Source organism: Nocardia niigatensis NBRC 100131 (assembly GCF_000308655.1).
In the GTDB taxonomy this organism is placed as follows: Bacteria; Actinomycetota; Actinomycetes; order Mycobacteriales; family Mycobacteriaceae; genus Nocardia; species Nocardia niigatensis.
Genome location: NZ_BAGC01000041.1, coordinates 172,614 through 188,091, shown reverse-complemented (window position 1 = coordinate 188,091; position 15,478 = coordinate 172,614). Strand labels below are relative to the sequence as shown.

15 protein-coding genes are annotated in these 15,478 nt (G+C 69.7%); 12 read left to right on the top strand and 3 right to left on the bottom strand.

The window, feature by feature from the left end; genetic code table 11:
- Nucleotides 1-8: 8 nt before the first annotated feature.
- A complete protein-coding gene (locus ON33_RS15890; protein WP_040859591.1) occupies nt 9-797 on the bottom strand; it encodes an SDR family NAD(P)-dependent oxidoreductase in 789 nt (262 codons plus the stop codon).
- A gap of 63 nt (nt 798-860) precedes the next feature.
- Nucleotides 861-1,358, bottom strand: coding sequence for a nucleotide exchange factor GrpE (grpE, locus tag ON33_RS15885; protein ID WP_040859901.1), 498 nt, complete (start codon nt 1,356-1,358; stop codon nt 861-863).
- A gap of 49 nt (nt 1,359-1,407) precedes the next feature.
- Here grpE and ON33_RS15880 point away from each other — a divergent pair, with 49 nt between their 5' ends.
- The 11 genes from ON33_RS15880 to ON33_RS38250 all read left to right on the top strand — a co-directional run bounded on the left by ON33_RS15880 (nt 1,408) and on the right by ON33_RS38250 (nt 13,506).
- On the top strand, nt 1,408-3,090 hold the full coding sequence (locus tag ON33_RS15880; RefSeq protein WP_040859589.1) for an Hsp70 family protein: 1,683 nt from the start codon (nt 1,408-1,410) through the stop codon (nt 3,088-3,090).
- Nucleotides 3,091-3,117: 27 nt separating this feature from the next.
- Nucleotides 3,118-5,430: a SaeA-related protein gene (locus ON33_RS15875; RefSeq protein ID WP_040859587.1), complete on the top strand. Its 2,313-nt coding sequence runs from the start codon at nt 3,118-3,120 to the stop codon at nt 5,428-5,430.
- An 85-nt stretch (nt 5,431-5,515) separates the two neighbouring features.
- Entirely contained in the window at nt 5,516-6,472 is a 957-nt protein-coding gene (locus ON33_RS15870; RefSeq protein ID WP_085996763.1) for a metallophosphoesterase family protein, read from the top strand.
- Nucleotides 6,473-6,784: 312 nt separating this feature from the next.
- Nucleotides 6,785-7,459 (top strand): 4'-phosphopantetheinyl transferase Npt, encoded by a 675-nt coding sequence (gene npt / locus ON33_RS15865; protein ID WP_040859900.1) that lies wholly within the window; start codon nt 6,785-6,787, stop codon nt 7,457-7,459.
- Nucleotides 7,459-8,412: a tRNA pseudouridine(55) synthase TruB gene (truB, locus tag ON33_RS15860; RefSeq protein ID WP_040859583.1), complete on the top strand. Its 954-nt coding sequence runs from the start codon at nt 7,459-7,461 to the stop codon at nt 8,410-8,412. Before npt ends, truB begins: the two co-directional genes overlap by 1 nt.
- Nucleotides 8,413-8,558: 146 nt before the next feature.
- The gene (locus ON33_RS15855; RefSeq protein ID WP_040859581.1) at nt 8,559-8,954 is read left to right on the top strand and encodes an ester cyclase; all 396 of its coding nucleotides are present in this window, start codon (nt 8,559-8,561) and stop codon (nt 8,952-8,954) included.
- A gap of 72 nt (nt 8,955-9,026) precedes the next feature.
- Entirely contained in the window at nt 9,027-9,920 is an 894-nt protein-coding gene (locus ON33_RS15850; protein WP_051152284.1) for a LysR family transcriptional regulator, read from the top strand.
- 251 nt (nt 9,921-10,171) lie between these two features.
- Nucleotides 10,172-10,906 carry an SDR family oxidoreductase gene (locus ON33_RS15845; RefSeq protein WP_040859579.1) on the top strand — a complete coding sequence of 245 codons (735 nt, stop codon included), beginning with the start codon at nt 10,172-10,174 and terminating at the stop codon, nt 10,904-10,906.
- 257 nt (nt 10,907-11,163) lie between these two features.
- On the top strand, nt 11,164-12,114 hold the full coding sequence (locus tag ON33_RS15840) for a trypsin-like serine peptidase (protein ID WP_040859577.1): 951 nt from the start codon (nt 11,164-11,166) through the stop codon (nt 12,112-12,114).
- Nucleotides 12,115-12,134: 20 nt separating this feature from the next.
- Nucleotides 12,135-13,181: a M4 family metallopeptidase gene (locus tag ON33_RS15835; RefSeq protein ID WP_040859575.1), complete on the top strand. Its 1,047-nt coding sequence runs from the start codon at nt 12,135-12,137 to the stop codon at nt 13,179-13,181.
- 25 nt (nt 13,182-13,206) lie between these two features.
- Nucleotides 13,207-13,506, top strand: a complete 300-nt coding sequence (locus tag ON33_RS38250; RefSeq protein ID WP_051152281.1) for a protealysin inhibitor emfourin — start codon at nt 13,207-13,209, stop codon at nt 13,504-13,506.
- A 20-nt stretch (nt 13,507-13,526) separates the two neighbouring features.
- Here the strand turns inward: ON33_RS38250 and ON33_RS15825 are convergent, their stop codons facing one another.
- On the bottom strand, nt 13,527-14,297 hold the full coding sequence (locus ON33_RS15825) for a metal-dependent transcriptional regulator (RefSeq protein ID WP_040859573.1): 771 nt from the start codon (nt 14,295-14,297) through the stop codon (nt 13,527-13,529).
- Between the two features lie 156 nt (nt 14,298-14,453).
- On the opposite strand from ON33_RS15825, the gene ON33_RS15820 reads away from it, so the two are divergent.
- Nucleotides 14,454-15,413 carry a bifunctional riboflavin kinase/FAD synthetase gene (locus tag ON33_RS15820; protein WP_040859572.1) on the top strand — a complete coding sequence of 320 codons (960 nt, stop codon included), beginning with the start codon at nt 14,454-14,456 and terminating at the stop codon, nt 15,411-15,413.
- The last annotated feature ends 65 nt before the right edge of the window (nt 15,414-15,478 follow it).

The following is a 15,478-nucleotide window of genomic DNA, read 5'->3' as shown; positions in this document are numbered from 1 at the left end:
GCTTGCCTTCATGTGCGTCCTCCGCGATTGATGATCGGGGCCATCACATCGGGCAGGAGCCGATTGAGGCCGATGATGAGGCGGTTGTAGGCGGGAAAGCTGATGTACTGCTTGTTCTTCGCGACACCCTCGAGGATGGCGTCGGCGGCGGCGAGCGGCGTCACCTTGGCGAAGGGCAGTTTGTCGATGGAGGCGCGGTAGTCGTACCCGGGCAGGTTCACGGCATTGTCGAAGATGCCGGTGTCGACCACGCCGGGCAGCACGACGCTGACCTTGATGCCGTGGTCGGCGGCCTCGGCGCGCAGCGCGGTGCTCAGCCCGACCACGGCGTGCTTGGTAGCGGTGTAGGCGACCGATCGCGCCACCGGCATGACGCCCGCGCTGCTGGCGGTATTGACGATGTGCCCGCCGCCCTGGGCGAGCATGTGGGCGTAGGCGAGCTGGGTGCCGTGCACGACGCCCCAGAAGTTGACGTCGACGATCTGGTGCCAGGTGGTGTCGGTCATCTTGGCGAAGTCGCCGCCGACCACGATGCCGGCATTGTTGAACATGAAGTCGAGCCGCCCGTGCTCGGCGACGGCGCGCTCGACCACGTCGGCGAGGGCGTCGCGGTGGGTCACGTCGGCGACCATGGTGGTGAGGTCGCCGGCGCTGCTCGCGGCCAGGGTGTCCAGGCCCGTCACCACGCGATCGACGGCGTAGACGCACGCGCCGCGCTGCAGCAGCCGGGTCACGAGCGCTCTGCCCATGCCCGAGGCGGCACCCGTGACGATCGCGGTGGCGGCGGAATAGGTCATGAGCCCGAGGTTAAGCACTTGTGCTTAATAGAACAAGTGTCAGCTTCGGGCCGCGGGGGCGGGCTACGGCCTGCGATACCGGCGCACAACGACTTTCGCGGGCCGGATGGACCGATCTCCTATCGTCAGCCCCGGTTGGATGACCGACTCCACGGTCCGGTCCATGGCCGGATCGTCGGTGCCGGTCAGCTCGGCGGCCTCCATGGTCTCCGGATCGAAGTCCGTGCCGCGGAACGGCGTCACCAGCTCGCCGCCTCGCTCGGCCAGCATCCGCTCGACCCGGCGGCTGATGGTCTCGAATCCCTGCCGGTCCGGCTCGGATTCGGTGGTGGAGGCGAAGGCCTGGGCCAGACCGTGCAGGGCGAACAGATCGCGGATGAGCGGGGCGTCGGCCTCGGCCCGCTCCTCTCGCGTCTTCAGCTTCGACGCGTCGGCTAGTCGCTCGATGGTGGCGGCCTGCCGGGCGATGACGCGGGCGAGGTCGTCGATGCGTTCGGTGATGCGGTCGAGCGAAGTCGTGGGCAGGGCCGCAAGGGTGGCCGCCGGGGCTGGATCGGTCATGCTCGAACGATAGACCCGGTAGTCGGTCCAGGCTGCTACCATCGCCGTCGTGGGGGTCTATGGAATCGATCTGGGCACAACGAATTCGGCAATCGCGACAATTGACGCAGACGGCCGGCCGGAGGTGCTGATCGGACTCAATGGGGAACCGACCGTCCCGTCTGTAGTTCTGTTCGCCTCCGCCACCGACCATGTCGTCGGCGAGGGCGCGCGCCGGCAGGCCCGCCTGGACCCCGACCACGTGTGCACGCTGGTGAAACGCCGCATGGGCGATGCGGAATGGCGGTTCGGCGCGCACGGGCAGCTGTGGTCGGCGCCCGCGGTCTCCGCGCTCATCCTGAAAAGCCTTGCCGCCGACGCCGAATTCGCCGGCGCCGGACCCGTGCGGCGGGTCGTGATCACGGTGCCCGCCTACTTCGGCGACGAGGAACGCCGGGCCACCATCCAATCCGGCACCTACGCCGGACTCGAGGTGGCGGGCGTGCTGTCCGAGCCCATCGCGGCCGCGCTGTCCTACGGTTTCGGGCGCCTCGACGGCAGCATCGAGATCGGCAAATCGCCCGCGCGCGAGACCGTCCTGGTCTACGACCTCGGCGGCGGCACCTTCGACGCCACCGTCATCGAACTGGCCGACCGCCGCATCTCGGTGCTGGCCGTGGAGGGCGATCATCAGCTCGGCGGCGCGGACTGGGACGAACGGCTCGCACTGCACCTGTCCCAGCGGTTCTGCGCCGCCAACCCCGATGCCGAAGACCCCCTGGACGATTCGGTCGGCTCCCAACTGCTGGTGCTGGCCGCCGAACAGGCCAAGCGCGAGCTCACCACCGCCGACAGCACCGAGGTGGTGATCGCGCACGACGGCGCGCGGGCGGTGATCCCGCTGACCCGCGACGAGCTCGAGGCCATGACCGCCTCGCTCATGCGGCGCACGGTCGATCTCACCAAAGCGGTGCTGGCCGCGGCCCGGCAGCGCGGGGTCCAGCAGGTGGACCGGCTGCTGCTGGTCGGCGGCTCCTCCCGCATGCCGATGGTGACCGAGCAGCTGCGCAAGGAATTCGGGCTCACCGGCGAACTGCGCGACCCGGATCTGTCGGTGGCGCGCGGCGCCGCGCTCTACGGCGAGAAGCTGGAGATGGAGCGGCTGGTGGCCGCGGATCTGGTGACCCGCGGGCGACTACGCGACGGCGCCGGCCTGAGCGACGCCGATCCCGGCGATCTGGAGGCATCGCTGACGCGGGTGGCCGATTCGTTCGGGCAGCCGGTGAGCCTGGTGCGCCGCATGATCGAGATCCAGGTGGACACGGTGGTGTCGCGCGGCTTCGGGGTGCTGGCGCTGGATCCGTTCAACGGGCTGGCAGCCAGCTGGCTGGTGCACCGCAATCAGACGCTGCCCATCAAGGTGCGGCGATCCTACGGCACGGTGCGCGCGGACCAGGATCAGATCGAGCTCACCATCGTGGAACAGCAGGGGCAGGCGGCCTCGACGCGGCCCGAGGACACGAAGGTGTTGGTGGAGGGCAGGATTCGCGACATCCCGCCCGGGTACCCGGAGGGTAGTGAAGTCCGGGTGACCTTCGAGATGGGATTCGACGGCGTGCTGCACGTGACCGCCTACCATGTGGACGCCGATCTGCCGCTGACCCTGTCGGTGCAGACCGGGGCCACCCTGTCCCAGGCGGATGTGGAGCGCGAGCTGGATCAGCTGCAGCGCACCCGCCGCCGCAACTCCTGACCGGTATACGCTGCCCGACGACAAGCCATGCATGCCTTCGATCCCAATGACTATCGCAAACGCGTCCTCGCCGCCGTCGAACGCCGGGGCGGGCTCGGTGAGTCGGATGCCTTCGAGCTGTACGACATTCCGCTCGCGGAGGCCCTGCGGCTGAGCGACGCCGAGGTGGCGGCGCGGGTCGAGGCCGTCTGGGCGTTCTGGCAGAAACTGCGCGACCATCCCAAGTACCGGGTGCTGGCCGGGCTGCTGGTGGACGCGCACAAGGAACTCTCGGAACCCCTGCTGCACAACGGTTCCCGGCTCGTCGAGGCGGACCGGGTGACGCAGTTGCGGACCCGGCGCGAGGCCGAACGCTACGAGATGCTCGACGCCGCCATCGAGCGGCTGGTGGCGCGGCACGGCGGCATCCCCGCCGGCAAGATCCCCGGCCTCGAGGATATCGGCCGCATGGGCGGGCTGAGCGTGGCAGAGATCGCCACCCGGGTGCGACGGCACCGCATCATCGACGAGGCCCCCGCGCCGGCGTCGCCCCCGGCGCTGAGTCCCGAACGCCGCCAGCAGATCCGGGCGCTGCTCGCCGAATACGAGCGCCTGCTTCCCGGTGACCCGGTTCCCACCCTGCTGGCCCTGCTCGGTATGGAATTCGCCGCCGCCCACCACACCAACGAGATCCGCCTGCGCGCCGGAGCGCTCCGCGCCCGCACCCGCGAACTCCCGCCCGGCCGGATCCGGGTGGTCCTCGACGAACTCCTCATCCATATCGGCGACCTCCTCGAGCCGGGCGGCGCCACGGTCGACGCCTACCTGCTCTCGGTCACCGAGACCGTCACCGACCAGCTCCGCCCCCAGGTACGCGCCGCGATCCTCGTTGAAGACCTGCTGGTGGCAGCGGATTTCGACTATCTTCTCGGTGTGGCCATCGGCGGCGGCCTCGATCGCGCCGCCGCCGAACGCATCCTCATCGGCCTCGCCGACGAACTCGGCACCACGGTCGAAGGCCGCGAACACCTCGCGGCTTCGCACCGCACCGCCGGGTTCGCGCAGACCGGCTCCGCCACAACGACTTCGACCCGCTCGGCAGGAACCGGTGCGTCCTCCGGGACCGTCCTTCCGCAGGAGGGATCGGCGGCCTCGAGCGGTGTGCCGGGAAGCAAAGGCGCGCAGGGTGATTCGCAGGCCAGCGGGGCCGAGGGGGCAGGAGCTCCGGAGGCGGCGCGCTGGCAGCGGACGCCGTATTCGGACGGGGCCGCGCAGGCCGGTGCCGGGCGGCCGTGGGAGGCGGCCCTGCGGGCGGCTCGGGCCTCGTTGCGGGCGGGGCGGCCCAGGGAGGCGGCGGGTTTCGTCGCGGACGCGCGACAGCGGGTGGGAGACGACAGCGTCGGGGCGCGGTCGGTGCGGGCGGTGGCCGAAGAGGTCGAGCGGGTGCTGGCCGAGGCGCTGGTGCACTGGCGTGGGGCCGTGTCCTGTTGTGCGGGGCGGAGGTTCGTCGAGGCGCTGGCCGAGCATCTGGATTTCCTGGACCGCCGGGCGGCGGACGTGCCCAATCCGGATCCGCGCGGAGCGGGCCGGGAGATGCTGATCGGGCGGGCCCGGGCCGCGGTGATGGAGGCGGGACGGCTGTTCGAGGCGCTGCCATCGGATCCCGGGCTGCGTATGCAGGCGGTGCGGGCGGTGCTCGAGGTGTGCGCCGATCACGCCGAGGCACTGGCGGCGCTGGCCGAACTGCAGGTGGGTGCGCCGGGGGCGGTGACGGCGAGCCGCAAACCGGACGGGACGGTGGTGATCACCTGGATGCCGTCGCGAACCCCGCAGGTCGAGTACCGGGTCACGCGATTGCTGGCGGACCGGTCGTGGCGGGTGGTGGGGCGGACCCGGGGCACCGCGCTCGAGGACGGTGGCGCGCTGACCGGGCCGGTGCCGGTGTACGGCGTGGTGGCGTCCGTCTCCGGCCGGACCTCCGATATGGCCCGGTCCGATGAGGATTCGGCCGAGGAAGCGGCATCGGGCGGCGAGCCGGACACCGAACGGCCAAGCGGCATGCTGACCGTGCGCAGCCTGGCCGAGAAGCACGGGCTCCTGGTTTTCGACTGGCCGACCGGCATCACCGAGGTGATGGTGGTGGCCCGGCCCGACGCCCCGCCGGTGGATCCCGAGGACCCCCGGGCGAAACGGTGGAAGGTCACCAATATGCGCTACGAGATCGACGGTGGCGTGCCGATCCCGGCCGAGATTCCGCGACCCTGTCACTTGGCCGTGGCCTCCTGCCGCCGCGAGCCCTCCGGAACCCTCACCGTCGCGGCCGGATTCGCTCCCGGCGCCCGGATTCGCTGGGTGCGCTGAGAGCGGTCGCGGCTCCGCATGGGAATCTGGTGCGGCCCGGTGCTGTTGCTGCGAGGACCGGTCATGAGCAGAGAGGCGGAGCTGGGTGATTCCGAAGTTGATGGCGGTGAGTGACATCCATGTCGGTCATCAGGGCAACAAGCCGGTGGTCGAGGCGATCCGCGCGGATTCCCCCGAGGACTGGCTGATCCTGGCCGGTGACGTCGGCGAGAAGACCGATGACATCCGCTGGGCCCTCGAAACCCTGCGCGGCCGCTTCGCCAAGGTCATCTGGGTGCCCGGCAATCACGAATTGTGGACCACCGCAAAGGATCCCGTGCAGATGCACGGCGCGGCCCGCTACGACTACCTGGTGTCGCTGTGCCGCGATGTGGACGTCGTCACCCCGGAGGACCCGTTCCCGGTGTGGGAGGGCGCGGGCGCCGAGGAGTTCGGCGGCGCGGTCACGCTGGCCCCGCTGTTCATGCTCTACGACTACTCCTGGCTGCCGGAGGGCGCGAAGACCAAGGCCGAGGGCCTGGCCATCGCCAAGGACCGCAATGTGGTGGCCACCGACGAATTCCTGCTCTCCGCAGAGCCGTACCTGACCCGCGACGCCTGGTGTCACGCCCGCGTCCAGTACACCCAGCGCCGCCTCGACGCCCTGCCAGCGGAAACCCCGCTGGTGCTGATCAATCACTTCCCGCTGCTGCGCAAGCCGGTCGACATGATGTGGTATCCGGAGTTCGCGCTGTGGTGCGGCACCGACCTCACCGCCGACTGGCACACCAGCTACAACGTGGTCTGCGCCGTCTACGGCCACCTCCACATACCCCGCACCACCTGGTACGACGGCGTCCGCTTCGAAGAGGTCTCGCTCGGCTACCCCCGCGAGTGGCAGCGCCGCGGCCTCCCCGACAAACTCCTGCGCCAGATCCTGCCCGTCCCCGACTACGGCGACGCCCTCAACGAGTGGGGCGGCCACTTCAAGGTCACCCCCGAAATGCAGGCCGCCGCACTGAAAATGAAGGAAGCCGCCGAACGTCGCCGCGGCCTGGCCTGACCGATAGCCACCGCATTGCCGAAATGCTGCGAAGCGTGCATTCCGGGCGGTGAGCTGTGAGGCTGTGGCGTGCGTGATGTGCTGCCCCAGTTGATCGATCGGGTCCGGCAGGGGTCCGTCGCGCCGGCGCCGGACCGCCGAAGCCCGACGGCCACTGCGGCGGGACCGCCGCCCCCTCCGGCAGGTTCTCATGCGTGTACACCGCGACCGCTCCCGCCCGGCCTGCCCGGTAGGCTCGATTCGGCAGTGGTGGAAGCGAGCAGGAGGCGGGTCATCGAGGAGCGGGCAGTCGCGGCGACGGAGTCGGCGCGCATACTCGGGAGGATTCTGCCCAACGGGGTCGCCGCGGCCGAACTGACGGCGTACCCGGAGGACCTGAAACCGCATCCCGGCGAGGAACATCTGATCTCCCGCGCGGTGGAGAAGCGGCGCCGGGACTTCATCGGCGCCCGCTACTGCGCCCGGCAGGCGCTGACCCAGCTGGGCGAGCCGGCCGTCGCCATCGGCAAGGGCGGCACCGGCGAACCGATGTTCCCGCGCGGCATCGTCGGCAGCCTCACCCACTGCGACGGCTACCGGGCCGCCGCGCTCGGCCACAAGCTGCGCTTCCGGTCGATCGGCATCGACGCCGAACCGCACGGTCAGCTACCGGACGGGGTGCTGGACTCGGTGAGCCTGGCATCCGAGCGGCAATGGCTGCGGACCGTGCTGCCCGGCACCGGTCTGCACCTGGATCGACTGCTGTTCTGCGCGAAGGAGGCCACCTACAAGGCGTGGTTCCCGCTCACCGGCCTGTGGCTCGGCTTCGAGGACGCGCACATCACCTTCACCGTGGACGAGGAGTCCGGGAGCAGCGGCGCCGGCACCTTCCACACCGACCTGCTCGTCCCCGGCCCCGTCACCGACGGCGGCAGCCCCCTGACCGCGTTCGACGGCCGCTGGGTGATCAGCGACGGCCTCATCCTGACCGCGATCGTGGAGGCCTGATGGGCGCGGCGCAAGCCAAACGCGAGAAACTGCCGCCCCTGGTCGACGCCTACGGCGGTCTGCTGATCATCGACAAGGACGGCGGCTGGACCAGCCACGACGTGGTCGCCAAGAGCCGAAGGCTGTTGCGCACCAAGAAAGTCGGCCACGCCGGCACCCTCGACCCCATGGCCACCGGCGTGCTGGTGCTGGGCGTGGAACGGGCCACCAAACTGCTCGGCCAGCTCATCCTGACCACCAAGGCGTACACCGCCACCATTCGGCTGGGGCGGTCCACCATCACCGACGATGCCGAGGGCGAGGTCACCGCGACCACGGACGCCGGCCATCTCACCGACGCCGAGATCGCCACCCGCATCGCGGAATTGACCGGCGACATCCAGCAGGTGCCTGCCACCGTCAGCGCCATCAAGGTCAATGGCGAACGCGCCTACGCCCGCGCCCGCGCCGGCGAGGAGGTGGAGCTGGCCGCGCGGCCCGTCACCGTCAGCCGCTTCGACGTCCTCGCTCGCCGCGACATCGATACCGGCACAACCCGATTCGTCGACCTCGACGTCGAGGTGGAGTGCTCCTCCGGCACCTACATCCGCGCCCTGGCCCGCGACCTCGGTGAAAAGCTCGGCGTCGGCGGCCATCTCACCGCGCTGCGCCGCACCCGCGTCGGCCCCTTCACCCTCGAGCACGCCCGCACCCTGGACCAGCTGGCCGCGGCCGCCGAGGCGGGGGAGCCGCTGCTGAGCCTGGACATCGACACCGCCGTGCGCACCGCCTTCCCGGTCCGCGACATCACCGACGCCCAGGCCGGGGATCTGCGCAACGGCCGCTGGCTGGACCCGATCGGGCTGCCCGGCGTCTACGCCGCCGTCGATGCGTCCGGCCACGCCATCGCGCTGCTCCAGGAATCCGGCAAACGGGCCTCCTCGGTCATGGTGGTGCGACCCGCCAATCTCTGAGGCGGCCCGGCCTTCTCGCCGCGCGGCCCCGGGGCTGCTCGGTGGCGGCACTGCCCAAACGCCGACACCGCGCTGCCCAAACCCGCACGCCGCGTGCGCGACCGGCGCACCATGGGTAGAGTCGCTCGGCCGCAGAGGAGGCGATCATGCCCACCGACCTTTCCCTCGAATCCATGAAGCAGTTCGTCGCCGACCATGTCGAGCAGTTCGTGAACCGGCGCAATGCCGCTGTCATCCACCGCAATATGACCCCCGACTTCCTCGACCACGACGGCCCCGGCGGCCGGCCCACCGACCTGAGCGGTGACGAGAAGATGATGCTCGGCATGTACGAGGCCATGCCCGACCTGCACGTCACGGTGGTGGAGATGCTGGCCGAGGGCGATCGGGTGATGTGCCGCAATATCTGGCGCTGGACCGACCCCGCCACCGGGCAGCCTCGGACCTTGCAGGGCTTCGTGCTCTGGCGCTTCCAGGGCCGCCGCATCGCCGAACGCTGGGCCACCGTCACCACGCCCGCTCCGGGACTCGGCTGGGCGTAGCCCTCGAAATTCGAGGCCGTTCCGGTGCCCGCCGGATGTCCGCACGCCCGGGTGGCCGCCTACTCTTCAAGGGTGGAATTGCGGCAGTTGCGGTACTTCGTGGCGGTGGCCGAGGAGCTGCATTTCCGGCGCGCGGCCGAGCGGTTGTTCATCTCCACTCCGACGCTGAGCCAGCAGATCCGGGCCATCGAACGCGAGGTGGGCGGGCCCCTCCTGATCCGGGGCAGCCACGGTGTGGAACTCACCGCGGCGGGTGAGGTGCTGCTGAAGACGGCCCGGAATGTGCTGGAGGCGGCCGAGACCGCGCTGCGTGAGACCCGGGCGGTCGCCCAGCCCTGCAATGTGGTGTTCCGCCTCGGCATCGTGAACGGCGCGCCCGCCTGGCTGCCCGGCCGGCTCGAGGCATTGCTCAGGGCGCGTCAGCCCGGCGTGCGCATCGCGCTGACCACCGGCACCAGCGGCGAGCAGGCGCGGCTGCTGGATCGCGAGGAGCTCGATCTCGCCGTGCTGCGACTGCCGGTCCGCCTGGCCGATCACCTCGCCTGCACGCCGATCGCCGACGAGGAACTCGGCATCGTCATGTCGCGGGAAAATCCACTGGCGGCGGCAGTTTCGGTGGAACCGTCGCACATCGGCGGCCACGAGCTGATCATGTTCGCCCGCGACGCCGCCCCCGAGGTGCACGACTCGGTGCTGTCGCAGCTGCGCGAGCGCGGCGCGACCGTCGTCCTCAGCGACAGTGCCATGAGCCACGCCCAGATGCTGCAGCTGCTGCCGCTGCGCCCGGAGGCCATCGGTGTCGGTTCCGCCCGCACCTCCACCGTCCCGGGCCTGGTCTGGCGTCCCCTGCACCCGCGGCCGCTGGTCATCACCTACGCCGCCGCCTGGCGTGCCACCACCCGGAACCCGTTGCTGCACACCATGGCCGACGCCCTCGCGGGCGGCCTCCGCCTCGCCTCCAGCTGAGTGCCTCCTCGCCTGGGCATCGAGTTTCTCCAGGACATCGACATTGATAGTGACGTAGATCATAGTTCTGACCGTGTTGGGTGAAATTAGCGCGATAGGAGGGCCTCCTAGGTGCCGTTCTGAATAAGAGGCAGGAACGGCACGGTAGCCGGGCTGCGGAGCCGGTGCCGCCTGGGGCGTTAGCCCGGGGCTCACGCGCCTTCGAGCCCGCGTCGTGGACGCCGGTCCGCGCCGCAGGTTGGCTGAATGGCATGACAGACAAGGGATTTGCACAGCAGGCCGGGCGCGCGGTGGTCGTGGGCGGCGGTTCGGGAATGGGGCAGGCGATCGCCGACGCTCTGCTGGCGGCGGGCAATGAGGTGATCATCGTCGGCCGGTCGGAGCGGCGGCTGGCGGATGCGGTGCGCGAGCTCGGGTCGGGAAAGCTCACCGCCGTCGCCGCGGATATCACTGACGAGGAACAAGTTTCGCGATTGTTCGAGACGGTCGGGACGGTCGATCACGTGATCACCACCGCCGCCGATCTGCGCGGGTCGTACGGGCCCATCGCCACCTTCGATTTCGCACAGGGGAGCGGCTTCCTCGACACCAAGCTGATCGGCTCGATGCTGCTGGCCAAGCACGCCCGGCTGAGCGAGAACGGTTCGCTCACCTTCATTTCCGGCATCGCCGCCTACCGCCCGGCGGTGGGCGGGGCCATGGTGGCGACGGTCAACGCCGCGCTGGAGGGGTTGGCGCGGGCACTCGCGATCGAACTGAGCCCCATCCGGGTGAACGTGGTCTCACCCGGCTGGGTGCTGACCGATATCTGGGAGTCCATGCCCTGGGAGGACAAGGCGGAGCGGCTGGCGGCCATGGCCGAGAAGCTGCCCGCCAAACGTCTGGGGCAACCGGACGATATTGCGGCAGCCGTGCTCTCGCTCCTCGGCAATCGCTTCATCACCGGCACCGTCCTGCACGTGGACGGCGGCCACCGCCTCGTCTGACACCGGCCGGTGGTTCTCCGGGCGCTGCCTGCGCAACGCGCCGGTCGCCGTGCCGCGTCGAATCGAGTAGCCGGATACTCATGCCCTTCGGATCGGCCCGGCTCACCCTGAAGAGGGGTGAAACGGGCCGATCCACTACCCGCCTCGGGGTGCGGGGCTGTGGCTGTCGCGGCCTCCGAATTCATTCTCCGGCTGGTTCATTCGATGAACCAGCAGGTTCGACGCTGACGGAAGCCACTCGAGGACGAGGCCACGTAATGAGCACATCACGCGAGAACGAGAACTATGCGGTCGGCTCCGGCCCGGCCGAAACGGCCGGCGTCGAGGCCGGCGAGGAATACTGGACGCCCGAGCGCCGAGCCGCCGCCATCCCGGTTCCACTGCCGCGGGAGCGGGCGGCCGCACAGCCGGAGCAGGCGATCGCACCGCAGCCGGCCGGCAAGACCGGACGTACTCCGGCGGGTCACAATGGAACCGCACGCGCACAACGAGGTTCGGGAGATGGCGGCGGCACCAGCGACGCCGACCCGGTCCTGAACCCGCTCGCCTACCCGTACACCGCCTGCGGCAAGCTGTTCTTCACCCAGGGCACCGGCAACTTCGCCGGATCGGCGGCGCTCGTCGCGCCGAACGTCCTGCTCACCGCTGGTCACTGTGTCTTCGGCAACGGCAGCTGGTCCACCAATCTGGCGTTCTTCCCGTCCTATCCCAGTCGCGCCACCACGGACGCGGCCTACCGCTTCGGCTACCGCAATGTCGCCGCGTGGACGGCGTGGACTCAGCGCGGGGACCGCGCCTTCGACTACGGAATGGTCTGGTTCGACAGCGCCCCGGGAAATCAGGTGGGCCGGCTGGGTCTGCTGTGGAACGCCGTCACCGCGGGCCGGGTCTGGGATGCGGTCGGCTACCCCGCGACACCCAGCCCGCCGTTCGACGGCAACAAGATGGACGAGGCCCTGGGCACTGTGCAATCCAGCTCGACCACCGGCACCATCGGGCTGAGCAACGACAATATGGAGCACGGCAGCAGCGGCGGCCCATGGATCACCGATTTCAACGGTTCACCGCGCGAATATGCCAACGGGCTGCAGAGTTTTCACATCGACGACGGCGACACCGTGGAATACGGGCCGTACTTCACCCAGGACGTCAAGGGCCTGCTCGACTGGATCTCCGATCCGGCGAACCGCAGCCTCGTCCGCGCCTGAGAACAAGGGGGAGAGACATCATGAGAAGGCATTCGCTCGCCTGCATTCTGCCGCCCGACCTGCTGCTGTCGCTGGCCCGGGAAGTGTCGCCCGAACAGCGCTTGGCGGTCTTGACGGCCTTGGACGTCGACAGTTCGTTCCGGCAGGCTCGTGCCGAGGTCGCCGCCCGGCTCGTCGCGCCCGTCCGGCTCGCACTGGCCGGGGCCGGCGGCACCCCGCACCGCTGGATCTACGACCAGCGGCACTCGCAGAGCCCGACTCCGGGCACGCTGGTCCGGCGCGAGGGCGACCTGCCGTCCGGGGACGCCTCGGTCGACGCGGCCTATGTCGGCTTCGGCGCCACCTACTCGCTGTATTGGGATGTGTTCCAACGAGATTCGATCGACGGCCAGGGCATGCCGATCGCCGCGCTGGTGCATTACGGCACCGACTTCGACAACGCGTTCTGGGACGGTCAGGGGCACATGTTCTTCGGCGACGGTGACGGCCGGATCCTGACCGACACCACCCGGGGAATCGACGTGATCGGCCACGAACTGACCCACGGCGTCACCCAGCACGAAGCGAACCTGATCTACTCGGGCGAGTCGGGTGCGCTGAACGAATCGATCTCCGACGTGTTCGGGTCGCTGGTCAAGCAGTACCACCTGGGTCAGGACGCCGCACAGGCGGACTGGCTCATCGGCGCCGACATCGTGGGGCCGTTGCTGAAACCGGCGCTGCGGTCGATGAAAGCGCCGGGCACCGCCAACAAGTATGACAATCAGCCGGCGGACATGACCCACTTCGTGCAGACCACCTCGGACAACGGGGGCGTCCACATCAATTCCGGAATCCCCAACCGCGCGTTCGCCGTCACCGCCCTCACGATCGGCGGACCGGCATGGCAGGCGCCGGGCGCGATCTGGTACGAGACCCTCAACGACCCGCGACTCGAGCCCAACAGCACCTTCGCGAGCTTCGCGACCCTGACGTTGAAGAACGCGCGCACCCGCTTCGGCGCCACGAGTTCCGAAGCGGACGCGGTGCAGGCGGGCTGGGACGCGGTGAAGGTTGCGGTGCAGTGATCACATCGGGACTACGCTCGTTCGTATGTCGCCGATTCGCATCGCCTATCGACGGTCGGGTGGACTGGCCGGTCTGGACTTGACCGCCGAGGTCGATGCCGCCGACCTGCTGCCCGCAGATGCCGCGACCGCGGCGGGGCTGCTCACCGGCGACCCCGCCGGGCCGGCCGGCACCGGTGTTCCCGATGGGTTCAGCTACGAGCTCACCGTCAGCGACGGCACCCGGACCCGGACGCATCGGTGGAATCAGCCGTACGTGCCTGCCGAGGTCTCGTCACTGCTGGCGTCCCTCACCTCCCGGGCGACGCCGTCCGCGCCGGCCTGACGACGCCGGCGGCCGCCCGTTCAGTGCGCTTCGCTGAGCCAGATCGCTTCGGCCGCAATGCTTCCGAGGTCGATCGTGCGTTCGTCGACCCGTACCGCGATGGTGCCCGCGAAATCGCGTCGCTCCACCACGGCGATGGGTGTGTCGAGGGCGATGCCGAGCGAGTCGAAGTAGCGCAGCATCGCCGGATCCGAGTCGGAAATCCGTGCCACCCGGCCGGATTCACCGGCGTCGAAATCACTGAGCTGGCGGGCCGGGGGAGTGGGCACCGCGCCGTCGACCGAGGGGATCGGGTCGCCGTGCGGATCCCGGTCTGGGTGGCCGAGTTTGGCGTCGATCCGCTCCATGAGCGTCTCCGAGACGGCGTGCTCGAGCACCTCGGCCTCGTCGTGCACCTCGTCCCAGCCGTAGCCGAGTTCGTTGACCAGGAAGGTCTCGATGAGTCGGTGCCGGCGCACCATGGCGATGGCGGCGCGGCGGCCGTCCTCGGTGAGCGTGATGGCCCCGTAGCGGGCGTGCTCGACCAGTCCCTGGTCGGCGAGCTTGCGGACGGCCTCGGACACGGTGGACGCGGAGACGCCGATCTTCTCGGCGAGCAGCTTCGTCGACACCTTCTCCTGCGACCATTCCTGCGCGGTCCAGATCACTTTCAGATAGTCCTGGGCGACCGAGGACAGCACCGGGGCGACGGTCGTGGTCTTGCCGTGGGGTTCGGAAAGTGCGGACGGATCGGCCAGCTCGCGGCGGGTGGCGATGTCTCGTTTTCCGGGCACGTACTCGAGCTTAGGCATACCTCGCGCGGTTTCACACATCGGCGCGCTCGCTGGTAGGGGCGCGGTTCGGCAAGGGGGGCGAAGGGGTTAACTCACGGTGACGGGCATGCTTCCGCGCGTGACGATCCGCACCGCCGAATATTGTCTGTGACGCGCTTTGCGTAGGCTTCCCGTGTGCAGAGATGGCGAAGTCTCGAGGAGATGCCCGCGGACTGGGGCCGGTGTGTCCTCACCATCGGGGTGTTCGACGGCGTGCATCGCGGTCACGCCCAGCTCATCAGCCGTGCGGTGAAATCCGCTGCGGTGCGGGGCGTTCCGTCGGTGCTGATGACGTTCGACCCGCACCCGGTGGACGTGGTGCGGCCCGGTGCGCATCCGGCGCAGCTGTCCACCCTGGACCGGCGCGCGGAACTGGTCGAGGAACTCGGCATCGACGTGTTCGTGGTGATGCCCTTCACCCGTGACTTCATGAAGCTCACCCCCGAGGAGTACGTGGAGGAACTCCTCGTGAACCGGCTGCACGTGGCCGAGGTCGTGGTGGGCGACAACTTCACCTTCGGCAAGCAGGCCAAGGGCACCGTCGACACCATGCGCGAGCTGGGCCGGCGCTACGGCTTCGACGTGGACGGCGTGCAGCTGCTCGGCGAGCATGCCGTCACCTTCTCCTCCACCTACATTCGCGGCTGCCTGGCCGAGGGCAATGTGGGCGCGGCCGCCGAAGCGCTGGGCCGCCCACATCGCGTCGAGGGCGTCGTCGTGCACGGCGATGGCCGCGGCAAGGGCCTGGGCTTCCCGACCGCCAACGTGGCCCCGGCCATGCACGCCGCCATCCCGGCCGACGGGGTGTACGCGGGCTGGTTCACCGTCCTCGAACCCGGCGACGACTTCGCGGGAACACGGCGGATGGCCGCCATCTCGGTCGGCACCAATCCGACCTTCGATGGCCGCAACCGGACCGTCGAGCCGCACGTGCTGGATTTCGACGGCGACCTGTACGGCAAGCACGTGGCCGTCGACTTCGTCGAACAGCTGCGCGGCATGCGGAAATTCGGGTCCATCGAGGAGCTGGTCGAGGCCATCGGCAAGGACGTCGACCAGTCCCGCAAGGTGCTCTTCGACGGCACTGTCGAATAGGGCCGCGAATCCGGCCCGGCAGGGCCGATTTCCGCCATTGCGGGCCGCTCCGGTAAGCTGTCCCG

Coding starts and splice junctions, on each gene's coding strand:
- ON33_RS15890 (WP_040859591.1), bottom strand. CDS start 797: ATGACCTATTCCGCCGCCACCGCGATCGTCACGGGTGCCGCCTCGGGC.
- grpE (WP_040859901.1), bottom strand. CDS start 1,358: ATGACCGATCCAGCCCCGGCGGCCACCCTTGCGGCCCTGCCCACGACT.
- ON33_RS15875 (WP_040859587.1), top strand. CDS start 3,118: ATGCATGCCTTCGATCCCAATGACTATCGCAAACGCGTCCTCGCCGCC.
- truB (WP_040859583.1), top strand. CDS start 7,459: ATGGGCGCGGCGCAAGCCAAACGCGAGAAACTGCCGCCCCTGGTCGAC.
- ON33_RS15855 (WP_040859581.1), top strand. CDS start 8,559: ATGCCCACCGACCTTTCCCTCGAATCCATGAAGCAGTTCGTCGCCGAC.
- ON33_RS15845 (WP_040859579.1), top strand. CDS start 10,172: ATGACAGACAAGGGATTTGCACAGCAGGCCGGGCGCGCGGTGGTCGTG.
- ON33_RS15840 (WP_040859577.1), top strand. CDS start 11,164: ATGAGCACATCACGCGAGAACGAGAACTATGCGGTCGGCTCCGGCCCG.
- ON33_RS15835 (WP_040859575.1), top strand. CDS start 12,135: ATGAGAAGGCATTCGCTCGCCTGCATTCTGCCGCCCGACCTGCTGCTG.
- ON33_RS38250 (WP_051152281.1), top strand. CDS start 13,207: ATGTCGCCGATTCGCATCGCCTATCGACGGTCGGGTGGACTGGCCGGT.
- ON33_RS15825 (WP_040859573.1), bottom strand. CDS start 14,297: ATGCCTAAGCTCGAGTACGTGCCCGGAAAACGAGACATCGCCACCCGC.